This window comes from Acinetobacter sp. WC-743, assembly GCF_000335555.1.
GTDB classification, from domain to species: Bacteria; Pseudomonadota; Gammaproteobacteria; order Pseudomonadales; family Moraxellaceae; genus Acinetobacter; species Acinetobacter bereziniae.
This window is the reverse complement of sequence record NZ_AMFQ01000046.1, coordinates 63553-88911: the sequence shown is the minus strand read 5'-3', so window position 1 is coordinate 88911 and position 25359 is coordinate 63553. Positions and strand designations below refer to the sequence as shown.

Genomic DNA, 25359 nt, shown 5'->3' with positions numbered 1-25359 from the left:
AAAATATTTTACTCTCAATAATGATTAAATTTGAAAAAGGCGTGATTCGATGCATGATCGGACTTTAAAACGAATTTTTATTCTTGCTGCAATCGCTTTTGTTCTATGGATTTTGTACTTACTGAAACCAGTCGTGATTCCATTTGTCGCTGCATTTCTGGTCGCTTATCTGTTTAGCCCAGTAGTTGAAAGGCTGACTAAATTTTTACCACGCTGGCTGTCTATTTCAGTGGTATTTATCGGAATAGGTGTATTGCTGACTTGGGCAATTTGGTTTGTGGTGCCTTTGGTTTGGAAACAATTAATCTATGCGCGCGACAGTATTCCTGCTGGAATTCATTGGGTGAATGCGACTTTTTTACCGTGGTTATCCAATAATTTTAATGTAGAGCACATGGAGCTTGATACAGACCAGATTTCTAAAGTAGTCATGGACTATGTACAAACCAACTATAGTGCAGACAGTATTCAATCGATGGCGTTAAAAATCGCGCAGTCTGGATTAAGTTTTATTTCGATTGGCGGTACGATTGTTTTAATTCCAATTATCGCATTTTATTTCTTGCTCGATTGGAACCGCATGTTAGAAAGCATGAAGGGATTTATTCCGCGCCAATATGAAAACAGCGTTCTAAACATCGTTGCTGAATGTCATAGTGTTTTGGGAGCTTTTGTCAAAGGTCAATTTTTAGTCATGGTCTTGTTGGGCATCGTATATGCCGTTGGCTTACAGTTGGTTGGATTGGAAGTCGGATTGATTATTGGGATGATTGCAGGTCTATGCAGCATTATTCCGTATTTGGGTTTTGGTGTAGGTATTATTGCCGCCATTATTGCCTGTTTCTTCCAATTTGGTCTTGATGTAAAACATTTATTGATGGTTTTAGCGGTATTTGGTGTTGGGCAATTGATCGAAGGATACATCCTGCAACCTTTCCTTCTTGGGGATAAAATTGGTTTATCACCAGTCGCTGTGGTTTTTGCGGTACTTGCTGGTGCGCAATTAGGCGGCTTTGTTGGGATGTTGATTGCGCTTCCTGTTGCTGCGGTGATCGTCGTTTTACTGAAACATCTCAAAGAGTTATATCAACGCAGTCAATTCTATAAGTCAGAAAGTACACTGGTCACCATACAAAATACTGGAAGTTCTGAGACAATTTCGGTTGAAAGCGATCAAGTTGATCTTGATATTGAAGTAAAAAACACGCAAGATACTGATGAATCGATTAAAACTGATCAAAATCCACTTTAGGAATGATTTGAATATATGCGTCAATTACAGTTGGATATAGAACCACAACTGGATGCCAGAATTAGTGATTTTTCTGGACCGGGTTGGGGACCTGTAATTGATGCTGTGCGTCAGCTTCATGCGGGCTTGATGAATCGTTTCTATATCTATGGTGGTGCTGGAACTGGAAAAAGCCATTTACTCTCTGCAATTTGTGATTCTTATTTAGAAATTGGTAAGTCTGCAATAAAAGTATCTTTACTGGAGTTGTTGGACGCTCCCATAGAAGCAATTACTTCCCTTGAAAGTTATGATCTGGTTGCCTTAGATGATATTGAGGCGATCAGTGGTGTGCCACATTGGCAAAAAGCAGTTTTCCATTTAATCAATAATAATAATGAAGATGGCGGGCAGTTGGTATTCTCATCGAGATTTGCGCCGATTGAATTAAAGCTCGAACTTCCTGATTTACAATCACGTTTAACCCAAGCAGTAAGTGTAAAAGTACCGAGTGGGCAGTCTTATGCAGATCGTCATGCATTATTACATTCTGTTCTGGAACGTCGGGGTGTACATTTTGACCCGCAAATAACGGAATATTTGCTATTACATGGACCACATCAAACGAGTACACTACTGCAATCTGTTGATCAACTAGAAAAATTATTGAAGGGTGAGAAAACTAAATTATCTCATGCGACACTAAGGCAACTCTATGCATTGATTGATGAGTATAGACAATAATTATTTGTATTTTATAGTGATTTTTGATCTATCTTTAATCTGATATGTGATCGACAGCGTATAAATAAAAATTCTTGAGAATTTTTATTAGCTGTGACAAAGTACGCAAAAAGGACTGATAGCAAAGCATTATGCTGGCTAATAAGAAATAATTAAAAGAAATCAAGGAGACTATAATGCTCAAACGGGGCATAGGCTTAGGATTATTATGTATTACTGGTCATGCATTCAGTGCAAATATTACTGTCACTACAACAGATGATATTGTAAAAGCAGACGATCAGTGTTCATTAAGGGAAGCAGTTGAATACGTCAATCAGGGCATGCCTGAAGCTGGCTATAACGGATGTGGTGGTAAAGATGCAACAGCAAAAATCATGTTGCAGGCAAATAAAGAATATTCACTGAATAGCCAAATACATATTTTAAAAGATGTGGCATTTGGCTCCGATTATCAAACCAATGTTAATGATACTGAGTCTATTGTTGGACGAAGAAATGCCATCATTAAAATGGTAGGTAAAGACCGTTTATTTCGAATTGAAAAAGCAATTGATCCAAACGCAACCACTCCTCCTGCAATGCTTAGTGTTGCTTTTGATGAGATCACTTTAAAAGGATGCGGGCAGTCGAATTGTGCGGATCAAGGTGGTTTGATTTATAACAAAGAATCGTTGGGTATCAGTAACGGTCAGCTTTTAGATGGTTCTGCCCGACAAGGTGGCGCAATTTATAATGCGGGTATATATAGCGCAAATACCGCGCTCAGTTCTGTGGTATTGTCAAAAACTTTAATTAAAGGCAATAAGGCAGCAGAGGGAGGCGTCATTTATACTGAGCTGCCATCATTTGTTATTTCTCAATCATTGATTCGAGACAATGAAACAAGCAACAGTAGCAGTTCAAATTTTGAAACACAAAATCAATTTTCAGAAGATGCATTAAAAGCGATAGGTGCTTCTGTTTTGTTTGGAGTCGTAAACAGCACGATTTTTAACAATAAAGGCTATGTGATTAAAATTTATGATGCGATGCAAGTTAATAACATCACCATGATTTTAAATAGTATGGGTTTGATTGTGAATGCACCGCAGAAGAAGGGTTATGTTGCCAATAGTATTATTGCGCAAAATGGTGCACAAGATTGTACTGTGGTGGCTGGTGGAGAAGCTGAGCAAATCAGTAATAACCTCTACTCATCAGGCTGTGCTGGGTTTAAATCGACTGCAATGGGGAATGCTCAACTGATTGCAGGCGCAACAACTGAAGGTAAATGTGACTATAGTAGCAATGGTATTTTATGTCCTTTTGCAGAGTCTCCTACGATTGCCTTAGGATATTTTTTACCAAGAATTTTACCGAGCTATAATTCAGCAGAAGACTCGTTGATTATTAATCATGGACCTGCAGCACAAGATAAAATATTGTCATGCTCAGCAACTGACCAGCGTGGCAAGAATAGAGACATAAATGCTGAATTGTGTGATCGTGGTTCAGTTGAATTGGTGATTGACACGAGTAATATCTCTCTCGTTGGACAAGACATTCTGTATGGTGAAAAAGCTAAATTTTCCATTGCTGATCAGTTGCAAGATGGGGAGTTGGTGAGCCCTGAAAAATGTAAACAGATCTTCAATCGAGATGTGGATGACAATGGTAAACCATGGCAAATCGGTTGTCTTAAAACAGTGCAAACCAATACACCGTCTAAGGGTAGCTTAGTGATTGATCAAGCGGGTGATCTGGTTTATACCCCGAATGGGAATTGGCAAGGTTCAGATGAATTTAAAATTAGTGTAGTGACATCCACAACAAGTTTTAATAAATCAGATAACCCTTATATCACGATACCTGCACGAGTCGTACAAAGAAAACCTGATGATTTTAAAGATTATAAAGTCAAAACATCTGGCGGGAGTTTAGGGTTTTTCTCTATCGTAGGTCTTATTGGATTAGCTGGTTATAGACGTTTAAAAAATAAGTAAGGGATTAACGATGAAAAACTATAAAAAAGGATTTCTGACACTTGTTATATTGTCGACCATGTCATTAATGGCGGCAGAAGATAAAACGATTTATGTCACGACTTTTGATGATGAAGATGGGACAAATCCTGACAAGTGTTCTTTGAGAGAAGCATTACACGCAGCTGCCATACACAAAGCTTATGGTGGCTGTAGTGCTGGGCAAATATATTCAACAGTGCCGAACGTGATTCAGTTAGAAGCAGGTGAGTATAAGTTAAATAAAGAGTTAAGACCAAATTCTGATGTCTCTATCGTTGGGAAAGAACCAGGAGACTACAGTCGCCCTGATGTACTCACCAACCAATTTCCTGCGGCAACGCCAATCAAAACCACAATTTCTGGTCAAGGCAATTCACGTATTTTTAATACCATCTATGAAAATAAACCAGGCTTAGTGCTCAATGATTTAATTTTAAAAGATGGTTCAAGTTTAGGTGACAGTAATTACAGCGTTGGTGGGGCAATTTATGCAGGTGGAGCACTGACTTTAAATAATGTCACTGTCCTGAATTCCAAGGCAAAAGTTGGTGGTGCGATTTATTTAAATGATGTGACCAGTTCACTCAATATAAATTATGGCGTTTTTGATGGGAATAGTGCGGATCAAGGCAGTGTACTTGGGATGACCTGCTCAGATAATTTAGAATTTACGACACGTACCATTGGAATTAACTATGCAAGCTTTTTGAGAAATGGATCTGAAAATAGCTTAAGTATGTTTAGCTTTTGTGGACAACCTTCGGTTACATTTACCGCCAATACCATTACTGATAATATTGCAAATTCAAATCAAGGTAGCATTATTCAATTTACGCAGAAGACACCTCAAGGAAAGGTGAATTTGAGTAATAATTCCGCGTTAAGTTTAGTGAGCAATACCATTGTTAAAAATACCGCATGGTCGACATTGTTATATGGTTTTAATGGTGTAAAAGCATTAAGTAATAATATTTTGGCCTACAATACTGGCAAGTCTTGTCGTTATGCAGATGGTGATGTCAGCAAGGTCGAAAAATCACGTGTTGTACTGACCTATAACGCTTTGACAATGTCCACGGGAAATGATCAATGCGAAGTTGCAGAAGAAGTTAGGAAAGATGGCAAAGACAATACCTTTGACGTCAGCAATATTAACTTCTCAACACTTTTAAATGAACTTGAGCCACCTACTGAATCTACTGGTTTTATGCCGATGTATTTTCCTAAAAACTTGGGGACAGACAAAGATTTGGTGGATATCGGTTATACAGGCTGTAGTGGTAAAGATCAGCGTGGTGTAACTCGTGTCATTGCAGAAAATTCGAATGGCATAAATGATGTTGCCAACTCTTGTGATATCGGCTCAACTGAGGTTTTACGCTTAACAGCGAATAATCTTAGCGCAACCAATAGTTCTGTCGTACAAATGTTGAACTCGTATCAAACTGTACTGGATAATTATAATAAGTTATTGGAAGATCCAGCGACCAATAAAGATTATATACCTTTCTATAAAATACAAGTTGAAACCTATAGTAATTTAATCAAATACACCAAATCTGATCAGAAATATCGGACAATATTTGTTGATCCTTTTGCCGCGAATCTTCCTGCTGAGATTGTAACGAAAAATGCAAGTGGTCAAGATACACGTGTAGTAAAACATTTAAATACGGATAACTATACAGTAACTGTAAAAGCGCTTGGTGTGGGCACATTGAATGATAAAAAGGTATTTGTAGGCAAAGAAGATCCAAACTTTAAATGTGAATGGAATCCAAACCTGAAGAGAATCATGTTATGGCGTATCAATGATAATGTTACACCATCAGGTGATAATGAATTCTGTAGTTATCAGTTGCAATTAATTGCAGATCCAAGCATAAAATCTTCAGCGTATATCATTGGAAGTTTTACCAATATTGCACCGATTACAAAAGATGTGACTTTGAATATTGAATATGGTTCAACCAAACCATTGGATGTTGATTTACTACAATATGCCAATGATGACGGTGATGGAAATGTTGCAGCCTTAACAGCAAAACCGAATAAACCAAAATTCTATGTCAATCCAGAAGGGATTGAGCTACCTATTCGAATTGCAAATACCATTGACCCTGTGGTGATTACAGCAGATCGTAGTGGACCATGTCCTGGCGATGACGGTAAATATACCTGCTATGGTGGTAAGATTCATATTCAGCTCAGGAGCACACTTGACCCATTCAGTTATAAATTTACTTACTATGTGTATGATGCTGATGGAAAAATTTCTAATTCAGCAACGGCTGATACGAGTGGTAACAGTGCATCAACTGTTATTTTGCAAAACTCTGGAACAGCACCAGGCAGTCCACGTGTCAGTGGTGGTGGGGCGTTTGGATGGGTGAGTTTATTTAGTTTGTTTGGATTGGTCGGGTATCGTCGCTATCAGATGCATAAACAAGCGAAATAACAATTGAGGTTTATAAAACCAGCTTTTCGAAGCTGGTTTTTTTATATCTGTATATTTTTTGCTATTTAGTTAGGCTTTAAGCTGAATTTGTATTATAAGTTTTAATTAGACAGGGTGAGTCTGATGATTGCCCTTAAATCATTGAAAAATTATTCATTTTGAACTGATATGAAACAATTTACTGTACTGACTCCACTTGAACAGATTTCTTGTAATGCTGATGAATTGCTTTCAATTAAACGTAATGACCTCGTTCCATTGTTGGATAATCAAACTCGGCTCAATTTGTATGCGGATCAATTAATCCAAGCACAGTCGGTACTGTTAAAAAGTATTGATCCGAGTTTGACACAAAAGTTAAGTCAAATTATTGCGCAAATTATTGAACAGTTATCAGCATCAAAGAAAAAGTTGAACCAAAGAAAATTCAATGCCATACAAAAATGGTTGGGCTTAGATTTAGAGTTTAGTGTTGGTCAAGTAAAGTATTTAAGAGATTTAGAGAGCTCAATTGATGAAGCCAAACAATTAAGCCAACGATTGCAAGTTGAAATTCAAAAGTCAGAATCTCGTTTTCAACAAGCCAATGGTCTAAGAGAGCAAATGGCAAAATATATTCGTGCAGCACAGGAATTTTTAGATGAATATCCTGTGTTTGTGCAACAACGTCATCCTTTGGATAATTTTTCCGAGCGTTTGTCAAAAAAGATCAACACTTTACAGACTTTACAAGCCAGTAATGATATTGCATTGGCACAGATGCAGTTAACGCAACAACTTTCCTTAACATTATTGGATCGTTTTAATGAAGCGCAACACGTCTTAATTCCTGCATGGCAGTATCATGTGAAACAGAGCAGTGCACAAAATTCTTTGGTGGCGACTGGAGAACTTGATAAAAGTCGTGATAAATTAATTCAATCTTTAAAGAAATCATTAGAAAATAAATAGGGTAGATCTATGAGCGATTCGAATCAGCAACCATTAACAACACAAGCAGATTCTATGACAGCAAAAACAACAGAATCAAATTCTCCACTAGAAATCCAAAAATTTGAACAATTGAATCTCAAAGAGATTGGTTTAAATACAGAGGATTTTAATGAGGTTGTTAATGCCCATAAAGACTTGGCAAATATTAACCATGCAGCAGTTGCTGAGTATGGAAAAAATATTGCAAGCAAGACCTCCTCTTATACTGATGAATTATTGAATCTGGTTAAAAATAAAGACCTCGATGTGACTGGGCAAAAGTTGAATGAAGTGGTACAAGTTGCACAACAGCTCAACACATCGAGTATTTTGAACCAATCAAAAAGTTCAGGATTTATTGGCAGTCTTTTAAATAAGTTTAAAGGCGCAAAACAAAGTTTTGACCAACATTTTAATACCACCAAAGAACAAATTGATTCACTGGTTAAAGAAATTGAAACTTCGCAAACGGGTTTAAAAGCGCGTGTAGATACCTTGGACCGTATGTTTAACGGTGTACAGGAAGAATATCGTCAATTGGGGATTTACATTGCCGCTGGGCGGATTAAGCAACAAGAGGTACAACAAGAGATTGCCTCTTTATCTGCTCAAGAACAAGATCAAAAAACCAATCAACGTGTTTATGACCTCAATCATTTAGCCAATAATTTAGAAAAAAGAGTCAGTGATTTGCAAGTTTTGCAACAATCTGCGATGCAAACTTTGCCAATGATTCGAATCATTCAGTCAAATAATATGATGTTGGTTGATAAATTCTATGCCATTAAAAACATCACATTACCAGCATGGAAAAACCAAATTAGTTTAGCGATTTCTTTAAATGAACAACGCAACAGCGTACAACTTGCCAATACGATTGATGACGCGACCAATGAGCTGTTAAAACGCAATGCCGATTTGCTCCATCAAAATTCAGTAGATACAGCCAAAGCCAATCAACGTTCAGTGATTGATATTGAAACACTTGAACATGTTCAAAATACCCTCATTAAAACAGTGAATGATGTGATTCAGATCCAAAAAGAGGGCATGCAAAAGCGTGAAGAGGCTTCAACCCGAATCAAAGCTTTGCAGTCGAACTTACAGCAGTTGGTCTTGGACAATACTGCGCAGCAATCTTGAAATCAATCTTAAATGTGCTCATTGATGTCTTGAATAAAGGTGTAATACTTGACTGAAAAAAATCAACATGCTGTAGATATTCAGCAAATAGAACATGGATTAAAAATGTTGCAACGCCGTAAGTGGAATCTCACGGCAGCAGCAGTGGTACTGTCCGCTGTTGGTGTAGCAAGTTTGATTTCTTTATTTTTTCAGCAGGAATGGGTCTTTAACATGTTTGGGGTGGCTCAACATGTGCATCAATTGCATCTGCCTTATATGGTGGATCAGCAATTAAGAGACGCAATTTATCAACCTGATTATTTGATGAACGCTTTTTCATGGTTGGGTTGGTTAATTTTAAAATTGATCGTTTCTTTTATTGGGGCATTTTTTGTTATTAAATTACTTAAAAAGTTACGATTTTTCTTGGTTCGTTTTCAGTCATTTATACTCAAATTTGTTGCATGGCTCATCGCTTTTATTGTCATATGGTCAGGTTTGACCTATGTACAATATGATCTAAAAGATGAGGGCGATAAAGAACTCAAAGCTTTTGTTCGTTATGATCAAAATATTCAACACAGTAATATTTATCAATATCTCAGTAAATCTGAATTGCCAGAGCCTGTGCAAAATTATTTATTGGCACAGACCGCATTAATGCACAAACCTGTAGATCAAGTGGTTGCAACAGTCTATGCAGAAAAGCTCATCAAAGCAGAGCAAGGCGATCCTCAATTCTTAGAATATGGATTTAAGCCAGAACAGTTATGGACGATTCAACATCAAGTATTTGATCAAGCGGTTTCATCACTTGCCAAAGGCGTTGAAGTTCAAATAAATCGTGCAAATTTTTGGTCTAATATTGTCGAAAAGATATTATGGGGAATTGGGGCAATTGGCTTAGTGTTAGGGTTATTCTTCTATTTGATTGCTTATCGGATGAGCAAACGTTTACAGCGGATCGGTCATCGGATGAGTTAATGTTGTAACTGTGATAGCCCGGATTTCAAGCGAATAAAAAGCACTTTTCACTTTGATGAAAAAGTGCTTTTTATGGTGTGATTGGAATTAACTAAGCTACATCTTTTGCTCGTTGGGTAATGAGTTCCTTGAGTTCAAGTGTATCGAAAGTTTTATCCCAAATTTCACCATCAACTAAATAGTAAGGGGTTGGGTGCTTACCAAAGCTCTGTACATAATGGGTAATTTCAGCCTGTTTATCCGCAACTTCTTTATGCTGAATTGAACGTAGTACCTTATTGCCATCCAGCCCCATACCTTCAATGACTTGTTTCAACACTTCAGGATTAGCAATGTCTTTACCATGCGCAAATATAGCGTGAAATAAAGCTTGGGTTAAAGCGAATTGATCAAAGACATTATCTAAAGCTAAAATTGCCTGATGCGCCAAGCGACTATTGGGCATACGTTTCATATGCTCAATATCAACGGTTAAGTCTTGACTATATGCAGCAAATTTTGCCATATCGAGTTTACGATTTGCCTCTTTAGTTCCGTATTTTTCAGTCAAATATTGGTAAATATCGAGGCCTTGTTCCGGAATTTCTGGTAAAACTTGCACAGGTAATAATTCGATTTTTTTCGCCGTAGGCTGATTCCAATGCTGTTTAAGTTTTTCAAACGCAACATAGCTCATTGGATAGACGATATCGAATACGAACTCTATTTTCATTGTTTTACCTCATCACTGATGTATTTAGAAATTGTGATTAAGTACACGTTGTTGTACTTAATAGGAGAAACGACAACATCAATTTAGCTTAAAACTTTGTGCAATCGTCGCGCACGTTTTTTTGTAGAAAGATGGTCGAAGAAATATTATTTTTATTGAAAATTAATTTAATTTTAAGTTTCGAGGTTGCAATGATTTCGATTGATTTTATCGACAATGCCCCGATATAGAAAAGCAATTTAAAAATTTAAGTATGATAAGGGGGAAGCAATGATGCATATTAAACAGATAAAGGTTAAACTAAAAAACCGATTGATTTAATGAAAACAAACTGTTTTATCTATTTTTTAAATAGACGTAATATACATTCAACGAAAGAAATTTACTCCCTTGGAGATTGTTAGCATGTTAGATACAAATACTTCTGCTCAATTAAAAACTTTGTTAGAGCGTCTTGAAAGCCCAATTGAAATCGTTGCTTCTTTAAATGGTTCTGAGAAATCAGATAAAATTAAAGAGTTGGTAACTGAAATTGCGGCACTTTCAGATCAAGTCACAGCTCGTTTTGATGGTCAAAATGAGCGTAAACCTAGCTTTGGTATCGCAAAAGTAGGTGAGCAACCACGTGTATTCTTCGCTGGTTTGCCAATGGGACATGAGTTCACTTCACTGATCTTGGCTTTGTTACAAGTTTCTGGTTATGCACCAAAAGTTTCTGATGAAGTTTTGGCGCAAGTGAAAGGCTTGAACCTTACAGCAAACTTTGATGTGTTTGTTTCTTTAAGTTGCCATAACTGTCCAGATGTTGTTCAAGCATTGAACTTAATTGCGATTAATAACCCTGGTACGACTGCAACCATGATTGATGGTGCATTCTTCCAAGATGAAGTTGAAGAACGCAAAATTTTAGCTGTCCCGATGGTTTTCCAAAATGGCGAACATATTGGTCAAGGTCGTATGACTTTGGAAGAAATCGTTGCGAAATTAGACAGCGGTGCTGCGGCTAAAGATGCTGAAAAGCTGAATGCTAAAGACGCGTTTGATGTATTGGTGATTGGTGGTGGACCTGCTGGTGCAACATCTGCGGTATATGCCGCACGTAAAGGGATTCGTACAGGTATTGTTTCTGAGCGCTTTGGTGGTCAGGTTATGGATACCATGGATATTGAAAACTTTATCTCTGTACAGAAAACTCAAGGTCCAAAGTTTGGTTCTGATATGGAAGCACATGTACGTGAGTACGGTGTGGATATTATGAACTTACAAAAAGTAAAAAACATTGTAGGTGCGGATCAAACAACCAATGGTTTGGTTGAAGTTGAACTGGAAAATGGTGCAAAACTTGAATCAAAAACAGTCATCTTGTCAACAGGTGCACGTTGGAGAGAAATGAATGTACCTGGCGAGAAAGAGTATAAAACACGTGGTGTTGCATACTGCCCACATTGTGATGGTCCATTATTCAAAGGTAAAAAAGTTGCTGTGATTGGTGGTGGTAACTCTGGTGTGGAAGCAGCGATTGACCTTGCGGGTATTGTTGAGCATGTTACCTTGATCGAGTTTGATACTAAACTACGTGCTGACCAAGTACTTCAAGATAAGCTCAATAGCTTGCCAAATACTACAGTGATCATGAATGCACTTTCTACGGAGGTGATTGGTGATGGTTCTGTCGTGACAGGCTTGAAATATAAAGATCGTGCCACTGATGAACTTCATACCCTTGAACTCGCAGGAATCTTCGTACAAATTGGCTTATTGCCAAATACAGATTTCCTAAAAGAAACTGCTGTAGAACTTTCTAATCGAAATGAAATTGTGGTGAATGATCGCAATGAAACCAATGTGAAAGGTGTCTTTGCTGCAGGTGACTGTACAACCGTACCTTATAAACAAATCATCATTGCCGCTGGTGAAGGTGCAAAAGCTTCTTTATCTGCATTTGATTATATTATTCGTTCAGGTCAATAATGACTTGAACACTGTTGAAGTGTAAAGTCAGCATAGTCTCGATGATACTGACTTTAGCACTGTTCAACTGATGGCTTTACCCTTGATAGGAATTGAGTTGCTAACAGCTCAATTCCTTTTTTTGTCATAAATTTTGAATGACTTTATGGGGTTGTTTTTGTCTGTAGATTTCTAACAAGTGTTCGGGTTTTTTCTTCAGCAGCAAGGATAGAGTTTTCTAGCAACGTGCCGCCAGTTTCCTGATGTTCAATGGCGATTTCATGAATTTTTTTGATCCCGATAAAATTAAATGCAGTTTTTATAGCAGGCTCTACATGGTTGGCAAAAGGCGCATCAGCTGAATCAAAATCATGTCCACCACGAGCAGAAAGAAGTACCAGATTTTTTTGATCATCGATCAGACCTGAATATGGCTGTGCTTGGGTGATATCAAAAGAATAGGTTTTATTCATACGCACAAGATGATCAATATAGGCTTTTAGATGAGCAGGAGGTCCAAAGTTATACATGGGTACGCCCAGTACAATTACATCCGCCCATTGTATTTCTTGAATCAGTTCATCACTGAGTTTTAAGCGTTGTTGTGCTTTTTCTTCGGATTCTGCATAGCCGAATTCTGAAATGATCCATTCTTCATCAATATAAGGTATGGGATTTTGTCCTAAATCACGATACTTAACATCAATAGATGAATCATTTTCACGCCATTGTTGAATAAATAATTCCGTCAAACGTCTGCTTAAAGAACCATGTGGGTGTGTTCCAGAAATACCACTTCTTAAACTGGTGTCTATTTTAAGTATATTCGTCATATTAATACGCTGTTGTTGATGTATTCATTATGATTTTTATTTAATTTGAAAAAAACGACAAACGATAAAAATACATGTTATAAATGAATTTAATTCATCCATGCATGTGATTTCATGGCTTTACACAATACACTCGAACAATTGTTGGCTTTTCAATATGTCGCAGAAGAACTGAGCTTTAAGAAAGCAGCAGATCAGCTCTTTTTAACGCCAACGGCTTTAAGCCATCGCATCAAAAAGCTAGAACAGCAATTGAATTTACAATTGTTTGAACGACGTACAAGATCAATTACGCTGACACCTGAAGGGGCTTATTTGTTGAAGCATGTGCGGTCTGGATTTGAACAGATTCAATTTGCTTTACATCAACTTGAACAGCATAAACAACGACTTTTCACCATCACAACGACACCATCTTTTGCAAGTGAGTGGATCATTCCGCATTTGCCCGAATTGCAACAGCGTTTCCCCAATATTATGTTTCGGGTGCATGCAAGTTATGATTTGGTCAATATGGCTTCTGGTTTATATGATTTAGCGATTCGTTATGGTTCTGGAGGCTATCAACATGTTAATGCTGAATTTCTTGCAACGGATGAATATGTTGCTGTTGGGTATGCTTCTTTAGATATAGAATCAATGGATTGGTCAAGCGTACCATTGATTCACTTCACTTGGGGAGATGAATATTGCCCCAATCGTGTTAATTGGCAAAAATGGTTTGAAAAACAAGGTATGCATATACATGCAGGACAACCACAAGTGTTTTATACGCAGGAAAGCCATGCAATTCAGGCGGTATTGTCAGGGCAGGGTGTGGCATTATTAAGTCGTACCGCAATTGCCAATGACTTAAAGCACGGACGTATGAAAATCGTTTCTGAACATATTGAAACAGCATGGAACTATTATTTATTGACATTGCCTAACGCAGATTTTGTTGTTGAAGAGGTCAAAAGATGGTGCAGAGAGAAATTTTCACAGGGTTATTTGGACTAATTCAATAAGAAAAAGCCAAAGTGTTCCCCAAATACACTTTGGCTTCTCCTTAATTTTATTGTTTTACCCTGTTAATGAGCTGCGCTGCCACTGCCCAATTCCATGTTGTTTATTGTTGTTGTTATTTGCTGATATATTAATAAAGCAAAATACGTTCCAAGATCAGCACTTGTTAAAAAAACTTTCTATCCAAAGAAACTTAGATAATGAAAACGATTTAACAATTGCGCTTGGCTTTCAATGTGCTCAGGATTTTGAACGATGCATTCAATAGGACAAACATCTACACAAGTTTGGCGATCATAAAATCCAACGCATTCTGTACAACGTTCGCTATCGATTTCATAAATATCCTGACCCTCAAAAATTGCTTGATTGGGGCATTCTGCAACGCACATATCACAATTGATGCATTTATCAGTAATCATTAAAGCCATTTTGATATCCTATACTGCTTGGTAAGCCAATGATGACGCTGAAATATCAGCAGTTGAATTAGGTAAGTTTCTAATTAATAAAGCATATTGCATATCAACATCCGCAGGGATTGGGATTTCGACAATATGCCCAGATCCTTTTGCATCCACAATAGGCTGTCTCTTTTTGTCCAATATCTGATTAAGCGTAAAGGTGATATTGCCCGATGTTGTCATCAGCTCCAGCGAGTCTCCGACTACAAAGCGATTTTTTACATCAATTTTGATGTAATCCTCATTTCTTTCTAGCACTTCGCCCACAAATTGTTGATGGTCAAAACGAGATGAGCCCGTTTCATAATTTTGATATTCAGCATGCACATGTCTGCGTAAAAAACCTTCGGTATAACCACGATTTGCTAAACCTTCGAGTTGTGTCATCAACGCCCAGTCAAACGGTTTACCCAGTTGTGCATCATCAATTGCTTTACGATAGATTTGCGCCGTTCTTGCGCAATAAAAGTAAGATTTGGTGCGTCCTTCAATTTTTAAAGAATGGATGCCCATCTTGGTTAAGCGATCTACATGTTGAACGGCACGTAAGTCTTTAGAATTCATGAAGTAGGTGCCATGCTGATCTTCTTCAGCAGCAAACATATCTTCTTCATGACGTTGTAATAAAACCGGCTCGCCAAATTGATGTTGTTGTATGGCGTGTTGCTCGTCGGCATCTTTATTGTTGCAACATACTGATGCTGTCTCCAGTGATTGGACTGGAATGACATCCCCAGATGCATCTTCTGCTGCTTCGTGAATATTGTACTCCCAGCGACATGCATTGGTGCAAGCGCCTTGATTTGCATCACGTTTATTCATATAGCCTGAAAGTAAGCAACGACCGGAATAAGCCATACAGAGTGCACCATGTACGAAAACTTCAATTTCCATATCGGGTACATTCTGCTTAATTTCCTCAATTTCTTCGATAGATAACTCACGTGACAAAATTACACGAGTGAGTCCCATATTTTTCCAAAACTTCACTGTTGCCCAATTGACTGCATTTGCTTGTACAGATAGATGAATCGGCATCTGTGGAAAGTTCTCTCGAACCATCATAATCAAGCCTGGATCCGACATGATGAGCGCGTCAGGTTGCATTTCAATGACAGGTGTAAGGTCGCGAATGAAGTTTTTTAATTTAGCATTATGCGGTTGGATATTGACCACAACATAAAATTTTTTACCCAACGCATGTGCTTCGGAAATTCCAATTTTTAAATTGGCATGATCAAATTCATTATTACGAACTCTTAAACTATAGCGAGGTTGACCTGCATATACAGCATCTGCACCGTAGGCAAATGCATAACGCATATTTTTCAGTGAACCTGCTGGAGAGAGAAGTTCTGTAATGTGAGAGATGCGCATAAAAATCTAAAGGCATACTAAAAATATGGTTTTATTGTAAGGGTTTAAAAATAAGATTCAACCTAGTAAAACACTCAGGATTATTAGGTTGATTTACAGTTAAAAATAAATTAATTCAATCATTTATGTTTAATTTATATTTCTTTTATGCAGGTCGATAAGAATTATTTCACTCTTTTTAATGCTTGATTGATAATAATTTCACCATCTTCTTTAGAAAATGGATGTAATTGTGGGGCAGATAATATATCTAAAACCATTTCAGAAGGACGGCATAAACGAACACCTAATTCAGTGACGACGAAAGGACGATTAATCAGAATAGGGTGTTGCAGCATGAGCTCGATGAGCTGATCATCATTGTATTGTTGCCGTTCTAAATTTAAAACTGTGTAAACTTCAACATTTTTACGTAGTACATCTTTGATAGATAAACCCGATCGTTGGATGAGCTGAATCAACTGTTGTTTGCTGGGTGGATGATTTAAATACTCTATGATTTCTGGCTCTATTCCCGCATTGCGAATCAGTGCAAGAGTATTGCGGGAAGTCCCACAGTCAGGATTGTGATAAATTTTAATTTGAGATGACATAGATTTTATGGCGCCATAGTGATTTGTGATCTTGTATTTATATATGGATATGCGTATATTCGCAATACTGAATATGGTAAATGAATAAATTGAGCAATCGTTATGCATCAAACAGATTTCTTTAAATGCTTATCTGACCCGACACGTCTAGATATTTTAAAAATGTTGGTGGCAAAAGACAGTGTTTGTGTATGTGAAATGACAGAGGTCTTGAATTTAAGTCAACCTAAGATTTCTAGACACTTGGCTTTGTTGAGAAATCTATCAATTGTATTGGATCAACGAAAAGGGCAATGGGTGTATTACCGATTGAATCCTGAACTTCCTGATTGGGCGAATGAAATATTAAATATTATCACCTTGGCAAATCACAACCTGATAGAAAAACATTCAGGTCTGATGAATATTAGTCATTGCTGTGAGTAAATCATGATGCGTTTCACCCAGCAGACTTCGAAAATGTCTTTTCTTGATCGACATCTGACATTATGGATTTTTATGGCTATGGCATTCGGAATTGCTATTGGCATATTTTTCCCGCAGATATCGACAAATTTAAATCATTTAAGTTTAGATTCAGTCAATATTCCGATTGCGATGGGTCTCATTTTAATGATGTACCCACCACTTGCCAAAGTGGATTATAAAACGCTACCACAGGTATTTAAGGACAAGCGAACACTGCTTTTATCTTTATTGCAAAATTGGTTGATTGCACCGTGTTTGATGTTTGTTTTAGCCATTATTTTTTTACATCAGTATCCTGAATATATGACGGGTTTGATCCTGATTGGACTGGCGCGCTGTATTGCTATGGTGTTGGTATGGAATAATTTGGCTGGCGGTGACAATCAGTACGTTGCGGCTTTGGTTGCTTTCAATAGCATTTTTCAAATTCTCTTTTTTAGTAGCTATGCTTGGTTGTTTCTTGGTATTTTACCTCCGTATTTTGGTGTAGAAGCTAAATTCATTGACGTCGGTTTTTGGACCATTACCCATGCTGTTTTAGTCTATTTGGGCATTCCATTTCTTTTGGGTTTTTTGAGCCGTGTGATACTGGTCAAAATGAAGGGGGTAGATTGGTATACAAATATTTTCATCCCTAAAATCAGCCCAATGAGTTTACTGGCATTGTTGTTTACCATTGTGGCAATGTTCAGCTTAAAAGGGGCTGATGTGATTAGTCTTCCTTTAGATGTATTGCGGATTGCGATTCCATTGGTTCTGTATTTTGTACTGATGTTTTTCATAAGCTTTTTTATGAGTAAATGGATAGGAAATGATTATGCCAAAACAACGGCTATTTCATTTACGGCTGCAGGCAATAATTTTGAATTAGCGCTAGCGGTTGCGATTGCCACCTTTGGTTTGGCATCGCCTGTTGCCTTTACAACGATCATTGGTCCATTGGTAGAAGTTCCAGTTCTGATTTTATTGGTGGGGGTATCGTTGAAATTACATAAAACAGTATTTCAAAAAATTCAATAAACCAGAACTCAGTGAAACATAGGACTGAGCGAATAATCGGAGTAAATCAATTATTCTGAGGCTTCCAGTTTTTTGATGATTTGACAGTGATCAATGGTGGTATTTAATGAGCAGGACTGACGTAATTGTTGTAATTGAGATTTAAAATTTTGCAATTCATGAATACGCGTTTCGACATGTTGAATATGTTCTTCGATCAACTGATCGATCACTTTACAATCCTGTTCAGGATGCTGAATTTGTTCTAAAAGTTGGGTAATTTCATGTAAGGTCATGTCCAATGAACGACAGCGTTTGATAAAAATCAGTCGTTTTAAGCAATCTTCATCATAGTATTTATAATTGTTTTCTGCGCGATAGCTGGACTGAATGAGCTGTTTTTTTTCATAAAAACGTACAGTATCAGTTGAAAGTTGAGTTTTTTTTGCAAGATCACTGATTAAATACTGCTGCATGATTATTCCTCTATTTTTTGCTTGACCTTGGACTTACTCCATAGTTTTAAATAGCAGTATAGCTTAATTTGATTATTGTCTATACCGCTTGCAATTGCATTAAAAAAAATCATGAGGTTGCTTGTGCAAAGACAAATCAACAACTGATATTTCACTCAGGAGATATGTCATGGCATGTACATGCAGTCATGAACCTGCACCACAAAAACCGAATAGTAAGTTTAGAACGGCTTTGTGGATTGCTTTATTTATTAATCTAGCCATGTTTTTTGTCGAGCTGATTGGTGGTGCTTATGCACACTCTTCAGCACTATGGGCTGATTCACTCGACTTCTTTGGTGATGCTGTCAATTATGCAGTTTCTTTGGCTGTTTTAGGGGCAAGTTTGTATTGGCGAGCAACGGTTGCATTATTTAAAGGCGCAATCATGGCAATTTTTGGACTTGTGGTAATTGCAAAAACTGTTTATGCATATATACAGGGAATTCCGCCCGAAGCAATCACAATGGGCGTTATTGGTGTCCTTGCTCTTATTGCCAATGTGATTTCAGCAGTTGTACTTTATGCATTTAGAGATGGAGACTCGAACATGCAATCTGTTTGGTTGTGTAGCCGCAATGATGCGATTGGGAATGTCGCGGTAATTTTTGCTGCAATCGGTGTATTTGGTACGGGAAGTATGTTCCCTGATTTGATTGTCGCAGTGATTATGGCAACTTTAGGGTTAACGGGTGGATATCAGGTGATTAAAAAAGCGAATCAAGAACGTAAACAAAATACTGCCTCACAACCAGCTTTAGAGTCGCGTTAAATTAAAGTATAGAGGTAGGGGATAAGAACTTCGGCTCGGATATGTATGAAAAACGCATCTTGATTGAGAAAAGTGGGGTGAAGCGAAAAATATTGATGATTTTTGTTTTTGGTTGAGTTCGTATCCAGAGGGAATATCGACTGAGCGATTTTCACTCAATCGTAATAGTGCAAGTTTTGCTAATAAAGCCTCACTTTGATTTTACTGCTGTCGTTTTAAAGAAATATCATGCTCCACCCTTAATATCGTTGGTATTCATGGCGCCATACCGCAAAATATGATCGCAGTGCCAGCAAATGATGCCAACTAAACATGTTAGATAAAATTTGGCTGATGAAAAAACATTAAATTGTTGCAGTACAAATTTTCATTTTGCTCCAAAAATTATTCCACAGAGCTAAATATTCAGACTGAATTTGCTGTAGATGTTGTTGATTTTCTGATGAGTAGCATTGTGCAAGCAATGTCCAAATATCATCTTGATGATTGTCATCATTGGCGAGTGTTGAAGCCTCCTGGTCAGCCAGACCATGACATGCATAGTAGCCCTCGATATAGATGCTATTATAAATCGCCATATTGTTTCGCAATGCTTCACTAAATTTGATCACCTGTAGTTCTGTGCACGCCAAAATCAGCAGAAGGTCAGCATAAGAGGACAAATGTTTTTGTATATACTCGGCGAGTGCATATGCTTCGATTTGAGTTTTACTTTGATCCAATGGTTCTAGGTCTAACTGCTGCATTAATTTTAAGAAATACACCAGATGAGATTTAGCAGCTGAACTCTGTTCAAGTTGATGGGTATTGAAACCCAATTCATCAATTAAATTGAGCGACAGCAAGTAACGTGCATAAATTTTTGATGCGATTCTATTTTCTTCTAAGATATTTGAGTTTTGTTCCAACTTGTACGCTTGGTAGATTACCATGCTTAAAGCATCAGTAAAATTTTTAACGATAGCAGTAAAATAATTGATATGGATAAATTTTAATTGATCCAAACTAAATTGGCATTGATGAAGTTGCTCTAATATTGGATGTTTAAATAGAGGATGTTGTTGTGTCAGTCGCTTGAGATGATTTACAGCTTGAGTATTTTGTTGCCATATTTCAGGTTTTAAAGAATTTTGGATGAACTGCAGCAACTCAAGACGAGTATGTTCTGATTGCGTAAAAGAGAATATGTTCATATGCTGCATTGAAATTTTAATTTTACCGTTTTTATCATAGTCAAAAATAAATTAATTTGCTAGCATTAACTCAATTTTAATATTTTATATTTCAGACACTTGTCCTTTGTTCAAGATTGTTTTGTGCAAAAAATCTATGTTGTTGCAAATTTAAGATATAATTCCTATCATATCGTGAAGTAACGCCTATATATGTGCTGCTCTTATAAGCTAATGCCTTAATTTTAATCTTAAATTTTTATACGTTGGGTAAAAATAAATGTCAAAAAAAGAGGACATCATTAATACAGCGCTGAAACTCTTTAATTCTTATAGCTATAATTCTATTGGTATAGACCGGATTATTAGTGAGTCAGGCGTTGCAAAAATGACGTTTTATAAGTATTTCCCATCTAAAGCGAAATTGATTGAAGAGTGTTTAGTGACTAGAAATCATAATTTGCAACAATCACTAGGTGCTGCTATAGCCGAGTGTGATCCTGACGATTATTTATCTCATATCAAAGCTATTTTTGTGTGGTACAACGCTTGGTTTCATTCAGCAGATTTTAATGGTTGTATGTTCCAAAAAGCGGTTGAAGAAATTTCAAAAATATATCCTTCATCATTGCAACCAGCAATTGATTATAAGGAATGGTTAAAAGGGCATTTGAGTCATGCTCTACGTCATTTAGGTATAAAACAAGATGTTCAAATGGCAGGTTTTTTGTCGAGTATCCTTGATGGAATGACGATTCAAGCTCAGATTGATCCCAAGCAAGTGAATTTAGATGATTACTGGAAAAGAGTAGAAACCTTGATCCAAATGGAATTGGCAGTCACTTCTTAATATTGAAATTCGCAGGACAGTTTATGTCGAATTGAAGCTTATGCATAAATTTATGTCCAAGCTTCACTGTTGAATATTAAAATAAAAAAGCGCGATAACTTTATGCTATCGCGCTTTGCTGATAAGTTTCTTATGTACTTAACGCTTATTGCATTCACAATCAACGTTAAGATGATGAGATGCTTAAGCGTCTTCTTATATTTATTTCTTTTACCCTCTGAATGCACATGTCATTCGGTTTTATTTCAGCTAAATAGACAGACTTGTCTGTTTGAGTGAATTATAAAGAATCTGTTGTTTTTTACAACAGGTACTTTGTGAATTTGTTTAAACTTTTACCAAATGGCTCAGGTTTGGTGAAAATATATCCGATTTCAATCAGTTTTGTCTCTGATTTTATGCTTCTTCAAAAATTATTTACTGACTTTAATCCATATTGAAACAAATATTTATCTTTAATGGATAGAAACGTATTTAATTTTTTGCCAAAGCAAAGTATCCAAAGCGTTGTAATTAATTGTTGCAAATAGCATGAATCCAAATTTTCAATAAAACTGAGATGAGTTGCGGTTGTTATGTAGATTTCATCATTCAATCTAGATGGCTAGTCATATATTCAATCTGTTAAGAAATTCATAGGGTAAAATATATTTCTCTTAATCAATAGAATCAATGCGATGAATTTATTGTTTAATCATATAAAAACTTTCATTGCCACCCTTTACGTCTATAGTTTAAATCGTTTTACGTAGGCGATGCTTTACTTTGCTCAAGCAATTTTTGTTCAACGGCAGTCTTGTGCTACAACCAAAGTGGTGCTTGGTTTTTGCTCATATACACCCGCTTAACATGACAACATCCATTTCATCTCATGATAGAAAGATCATCGACTATTCAAAAGTAAAAAATAAATGAATCTCTAAAAGCTTCTAATAATTTGTATAAAAGCATAAAGCGCTCGGATATGTATGATTGAAATCGAATCACGTGTATGAATAATCAGGCGGTTTGACTGTAAATATAGTCAATCTTTTAACTGATGCTTTGTTTTTAGCAAAAGTTAAGTATTTACATGATGACATTATTGCGCTTTCGCCTGTTTACTCAACTGATATAAGTTTTCGATCATTTCTTCAATATTGTGCTGATTTTCGATAAAGCTATTCTCCTTGATATATTGTTTGAGATGATCCAAGGTGTTTTTTCCATATTCGAGCAATTGTATTTGTTGGTGAATCAAAGCTTGTTTTTCATCAATGAGTTGGTTGGAAAGTATATTGCAGTTTTCAGATGCAGGCTGTTGACTTAACTCAAGGATATGTTTGATTTCTATTAAGCTAAAACCAATGCTTTTTAGCGCAATAATAGATTTGATCTGCTGTTCATGATGCGCTTGATAGTTTCTATAACCATTTTTCAAACGATCTGGGACAAGTATTTTTAATTCTTCGTAGAAGCGTAGCGTATCTGGAGATACGCCATGCTTTTTTGAAAATTGACTAATATTCATTTTATTTTTTCTCGTTAAAAGTGTCGGAACATGGATTTGAATCTAAGTTATAAGTTTCAACATAAGTCTTAAATGATACATTCATTTTTCTGAAATTGAGTAATGTTGGTTGAATGACCGCTCGATTTAAAAATGGAATAAGTAGCCCTTTGAAATCTTCAGCTTGAATAAGTTCAGTTGTATTCTCATCCAATGACTGAAAAATGAATTGATGACGACCATTAAACAATCCATTGACATACAATTTTCCTTCCCATTCAAGATGATAGTTTTCTAAGCTGAGCACAACGGGTTGCATTTGAATTTTTACTTTTCCATTCTCATCGTATAAATCAACCTTGATCTGTTCTCCAACTTGTGTTGGGAATTTTTCTATATTGAATAAAGTATTCCATTTTGAATAAGCATCAACACATTTAAATTGTGCCCACACCTGTTCAATAGGCTTATGGATCACGATTTTGGTTTCTATACGAACATGTTTAGTGGGCATGATGGAAGTCGTGATTAACAGCGCCAATAAAATAAAACTTATGCTTAATCGCATGTACCCTTTGCTATATAGAATCTGCATAAAACAACCTCTTTGTTGATTGAGTTAAATTTGATTCTAAGATTGGAGTTGACTCGAAGCTCAAGTGTTAAATTTAAATTGGTTTATTTGAGCCAGCCACGTTTTGAAAAATATATTAAATTGGGGGGCATCTGGATTGCTATGTGTAAAGCTCAATTTTTGGTGGAGTTTTTATAGAATTTTGCCAGCCACAAAAAACTAAATTTTCACTGAGAACGAAAATTTAGTTTTTTATCAGACCTATCACTTACAAGAACACGATCAAAGTTATGGTTTATGATAAAGTTCAATCAAAAATTTTATGTATCGCTTGGAACGGTAAAGTGACGACATCAAAAGCGACTGCGAATGGGAAAAGCACCAATTTATCTGCTGTTTTACTTCCTGCTTTTGAGTAATCTGTTACCTGTTCAGTTGTATAAATACTGACTTGATAGGGTTTGCTTAATGCTTTTAGGGATGCAATGTTTGAAGCAGGTGGATAAATACGACCTGACAAGGCAATATTAAAGCAGAAACGTTGTGCTTTTAATCGTTGGTCACTTGAGGTTGTACATTCTTCCGCACCATTTTCAATGAAAAACTCACGGTCTTGCTTGGTCACATCTTCAGAAAGTTTGATATAGCGCAACGGAAGCGTTCCTGCAAACTCACCATCATTCTTTGCTGAATAAAAGGTAAGTTCTCTATCAATTTGGATCAGTTTTGGGTCAAGCCCTGTAATGACTTTGGCAAATCGTGTACCACCTTGAGTTAATACATAATTATTTTTTTGCCCAGCAATGACGATACTGTCAGCAGGGAGATCTGAAAGACCAGAAGCGGGTTTACCAAAGGCGACTACATTGTCCGAAGTTAAAACATGTTTGACACTGTGCGTCCGAACTCCATTATCTTTTTTTAGAAGGGTAGAGGTCGCACAACCTGTCATTACAAATGCAGAAAATAGGCAAATTGACAATGTAAACTTATTATTGAATTTATTCATACTTTACTCTTTTCTTACGATGCTTCTGTTTATAGCATTTAAGAAAATCAGTGTTAAGATTTTAAGCTACCAAAAAATAAGCTAAAAATTATTTTTTTAATGATTTTACTGTATTTGAGACAAATAGATTGGCAAAAAGTATCTTGACGCATGATTGCTTTAAAGAATTTCAGATGATTTTTGCATAATTGTACGATTTATTATTGTTTCTTTAGAATAATCGAATAAATCAGATAATTTTGATTGTATTTTTAGTCCAAGATTCTTAGAATTGCCTGCTTGTTTGCGTGATCATTGGAACTGAACTTTGAGTAATTTTCTAACCGAACACCTGATACATCGTGATGATGATTTTATGGTGATTGATAAGCCAGCAGGCATACTCACTGTTCCTGGAAAAACAGCAGATTTACAAGATTGTGTGATCAATAGATTATTAGAAATCGAAGCCAAGACTTTACTCATTCATCGTTTAGATCGTGATACTTCTGGTATTTTAGTTTTTGGGTTAAGCAAATGGGGACAGAAAACCATTTCGCGGCAGTTTCAAGAGCGCCAAACCGCTAAAATTTATCAAGCCGTTGTTGCAGGAACCTTAGCAGGTGAGGGTACTGTAGATGTTCCTGTGGTGTATGATCCCGAACATCCTCCTTTACATATTGTAGATCCAGCACATAACAAGCCAGCTTTAACACACTGGAAAGTAATCGAGCATTTTCATATTCAAGAACAGGCTGTAACTCGGGTGCAATTAACACCGATTACAGGACGGTCACATCAGTTACGTGTACATATGCAATATTTAGGTCATCCCATTATTGGTGATACTTTATATGCAACTGTAGAACAGCAGCAGCTTATGCCAAGATTATGTCTACATGCACAACAACTCAGTTTTCATCATCCTAAAACAGAGGAGCTTGTACAATTTGATTGTCCAGTTCCGTTTTAGTCAAAATTTTTAAGTTGAAATTAAGTCGCTCAAAATTTAATGAGCTTTATGTCAAAAAGTATTGCGTAATGGGTGTAAACTTTGTTCAAATATTCTCCTGATTTG

Annotated in this window: 24 protein-coding genes; 14 read left to right on the top strand and 10 right to left on the bottom strand. The window is 36.6% G+C overall.

What is annotated here, in order from left to right:
* Positions 1–49 precede the first annotated feature (49 nt).
* From cxpE to ACINWC743_RS06910, 7 genes are all read left to right on the top strand, one after another.
* Complete coding sequence (gene cxpE, locus ACINWC743_RS06940) at positions 50–1252, top strand: chloramphenicol efflux transporter CxpE (RefSeq protein WP_009584859.1); 1203 nt, start codon at positions 50–52, stop codon at positions 1250–1252.
* A 15-nt stretch (positions 1253–1267) separates the two neighbouring features.
* On the top strand, positions 1268–1975 hold the full coding sequence (gene hda, locus ACINWC743_RS06935; RefSeq protein WP_004831456.1) for a DnaA regulatory inactivator Hda: 708 nt from the start codon (positions 1268–1270) through the stop codon (positions 1973–1975).
* Between the two features lie 176 nt (positions 1976–2151).
* Entirely contained in the window at positions 2152–3960 is a 1809-nt protein-coding gene (gene rbtA, locus ACINWC743_RS06930; RefSeq protein WP_009584874.1) for a rhombotarget A, read from the top strand.
* A gap of 10 nt (positions 3961–3970) precedes the next feature.
* Complete coding sequence (locus tag ACINWC743_RS06925) at positions 3971–6439, top strand: CSLREA domain-containing protein (RefSeq protein WP_009584850.1); 2469 nt, start codon at positions 3971–3973, stop codon at positions 6437–6439.
* A gap of 168 nt (positions 6440–6607) precedes the next feature.
* Positions 6608–7390 (top strand): hypothetical protein, encoded by a 783-nt coding sequence (locus ACINWC743_RS06920; RefSeq protein ID WP_009584838.1) that lies wholly within the window; start codon positions 6608–6610, stop codon positions 7388–7390.
* 54 nt (positions 7391–7444) lie between these two features.
* On the top strand, positions 7445–8554 hold the full coding sequence (locus tag ACINWC743_RS06915) for a toxic anion resistance protein (RefSeq protein WP_085944247.1): 1110 nt from the start codon (positions 7445–7447) through the stop codon (positions 8552–8554).
* 48 nt (positions 8555–8602) lie between these two features.
* On the top strand, positions 8603–9520 hold the full coding sequence (locus tag ACINWC743_RS06910) for a hypothetical protein (RefSeq protein WP_009584856.1): 918 nt from the start codon (positions 8603–8605) through the stop codon (positions 9518–9520).
* A 91-nt stretch (positions 9521–9611) separates the two neighbouring features.
* On the opposite strand, the gene ACINWC743_RS06905 is transcribed toward ACINWC743_RS06910, so the two are convergent.
* The gene (locus ACINWC743_RS06905) at positions 9612–10232 is read right to left on the bottom strand and encodes a DsbA family oxidoreductase (RefSeq protein WP_004831448.1); all 621 of its coding nucleotides are present in this window, start codon (positions 10230–10232) and stop codon (positions 9612–9614) included.
* A gap of 405 nt (positions 10233–10637) precedes the next feature.
* Between ACINWC743_RS06905 and ahpF the strand changes: the two genes are divergently transcribed.
* Positions 10638–12203, top strand: a complete 1566-nt coding sequence (gene ahpF, locus ACINWC743_RS06900; protein ID WP_009584885.1) for an alkyl hydroperoxide reductase subunit F — start codon at positions 10638–10640, stop codon at positions 12201–12203.
* Between the two features lie 143 nt (positions 12204–12346).
* On the opposite strand, the gene ACINWC743_RS06895 is transcribed toward ahpF, so the two are convergent.
* Positions 12347–13015: an FMN-dependent NADH-azoreductase gene (locus ACINWC743_RS06895; protein ID WP_009584890.1), complete on the bottom strand. Its 669-nt coding sequence runs from the start codon at positions 13013–13015 to the stop codon at positions 12347–12349.
* Between the two features lie 114 nt (positions 13016–13129).
* On the opposite strand from ACINWC743_RS06895, the gene ACINWC743_RS06890 reads away from it, so the two are divergent.
* Entirely contained in the window at positions 13130–14014 is an 885-nt protein-coding gene (locus ACINWC743_RS06890) for a LysR substrate-binding domain-containing protein (RefSeq protein ID WP_009584867.1), read from the top strand.
* 185 nt (positions 14015–14199) lie between these two features.
* Here ACINWC743_RS06890 and ACINWC743_RS06885 read toward each other — a convergent pair whose 3' ends face one another.
* The 3 genes from ACINWC743_RS06885 to arsC all read right to left on the bottom strand — a co-directional run bounded on the left by ACINWC743_RS06885 (position 14200) and on the right by arsC (position 16454).
* On the bottom strand, positions 14200–14451 hold the full coding sequence (locus ACINWC743_RS06885; RefSeq protein ID WP_004831442.1) for a YfhL family 4Fe-4S dicluster ferredoxin: 252 nt from the start codon (positions 14449–14451) through the stop codon (positions 14200–14202).
* A gap of 9 nt (positions 14452–14460) precedes the next feature.
* The gene (gene yegQ / locus ACINWC743_RS06880) at positions 14461–15861 is read right to left on the bottom strand and encodes a tRNA 5-hydroxyuridine modification protein YegQ (protein ID WP_004831441.1); all 1401 of its coding nucleotides are present in this window, start codon (positions 15859–15861) and stop codon (positions 14461–14463) included.
* Between the two features lie 164 nt (positions 15862–16025).
* Positions 16026–16454: an arsenate reductase (glutaredoxin) gene (gene arsC, locus ACINWC743_RS06875; protein WP_004831440.1), complete on the bottom strand. Its 429-nt coding sequence runs from the start codon at positions 16452–16454 to the stop codon at positions 16026–16028.
* Positions 16455–16556: 102 nt separating this feature from the next.
* Here arsC and ACINWC743_RS06870 point away from each other — a divergent pair, with 102 nt between their 5' ends.
* Both ACINWC743_RS06870 and arsB read left to right on the top strand, forming a co-directional pair.
* Positions 16557–16880 (top strand): ArsR/SmtB family transcription factor, encoded by a 324-nt coding sequence (locus ACINWC743_RS06870; protein WP_009584831.1) that lies wholly within the window; start codon positions 16557–16559, stop codon positions 16878–16880.
* A gap of 33 nt (positions 16881–16913) precedes the next feature.
* Positions 16914–17942 (top strand): ACR3 family arsenite efflux transporter, encoded by a 1029-nt coding sequence (gene arsB, locus ACINWC743_RS06865; protein ID WP_373867882.1) that lies wholly within the window; start codon positions 16914–16916, stop codon positions 17940–17942.
* Positions 17943–17992: 50 nt separating this feature from the next.
* On the opposite strand, the gene ACINWC743_RS06860 is transcribed toward arsB, so the two are convergent.
* The gene (locus tag ACINWC743_RS06860) at positions 17993–18397 is read right to left on the bottom strand and encodes a Cd(II)/Pb(II)-responsive transcriptional regulator (RefSeq protein ID WP_004831437.1); all 405 of its coding nucleotides are present in this window, start codon (positions 18395–18397) and stop codon (positions 17993–17995) included.
* A gap of 169 nt (positions 18398–18566) precedes the next feature.
* On the opposite strand from ACINWC743_RS06860, the gene ACINWC743_RS06855 reads away from it, so the two are divergent.
* Complete coding sequence (locus ACINWC743_RS06855) at positions 18567–19208, top strand: cation transporter (protein WP_009584866.1); 642 nt, start codon at positions 18567–18569, stop codon at positions 19206–19208.
* Between the two features lie 344 nt (positions 19209–19552).
* On the opposite strand, the gene ACINWC743_RS06850 is transcribed toward ACINWC743_RS06855, so the two are convergent.
* Positions 19553–20401 carry a hypothetical protein gene (locus ACINWC743_RS06850; RefSeq protein WP_005029939.1) on the bottom strand — a complete coding sequence of 283 codons (849 nt, stop codon included), beginning with the start codon at positions 20399–20401 and terminating at the stop codon, positions 19553–19555.
* A gap of 259 nt (positions 20402–20660) precedes the next feature.
* On the opposite strand from ACINWC743_RS06850, the gene ACINWC743_RS06845 reads away from it, so the two are divergent.
* Entirely contained in the window at positions 20661–21230 is a 570-nt protein-coding gene (locus ACINWC743_RS06845) for a TetR/AcrR family transcriptional regulator (protein ID WP_035300537.1), read from the top strand.
* Positions 21231–22311: 1081 nt separating this feature from the next.
* Here the strand turns inward: ACINWC743_RS06845 and ACINWC743_RS06840 are convergent.
* The 3 genes from ACINWC743_RS06840 to ACINWC743_RS06830 all read right to left on the bottom strand — a co-directional run bounded on the left by ACINWC743_RS06840 (position 22312) and on the right by ACINWC743_RS06830 (position 24302).
* Entirely contained in the window at positions 22312–22740 is a 429-nt protein-coding gene (locus tag ACINWC743_RS06840; protein ID WP_004831433.1) for a MerR family transcriptional regulator, read from the bottom strand.
* Between the two features lies 1 nt (position 22741).
* Positions 22742–23314 carry an SRPBCC domain-containing protein gene (locus ACINWC743_RS06835; RefSeq protein ID WP_009584833.1) on the bottom strand — a complete coding sequence of 191 codons (573 nt, stop codon included), beginning with the start codon at positions 23312–23314 and terminating at the stop codon, positions 22742–22744.
* Between the two features lie 286 nt (positions 23315–23600).
* Positions 23601–24302: a hypothetical protein gene (locus ACINWC743_RS06830; RefSeq protein WP_005029934.1), complete on the bottom strand. Its 702-nt coding sequence runs from the start codon at positions 24300–24302 to the stop codon at positions 23601–23603.
* 307 nt (positions 24303–24609) lie between these two features.
* On the opposite strand from ACINWC743_RS06830, the gene ACINWC743_RS06825 reads away from it, so the two are divergent.
* Positions 24610–25254: an RluA family pseudouridine synthase gene (locus ACINWC743_RS06825; RefSeq protein ID WP_035300534.1), complete on the top strand. Its 645-nt coding sequence runs from the start codon at positions 24610–24612 to the stop codon at positions 25252–25254.
* The last annotated feature ends 105 nt before the right edge of the window (positions 25255–25359 follow it).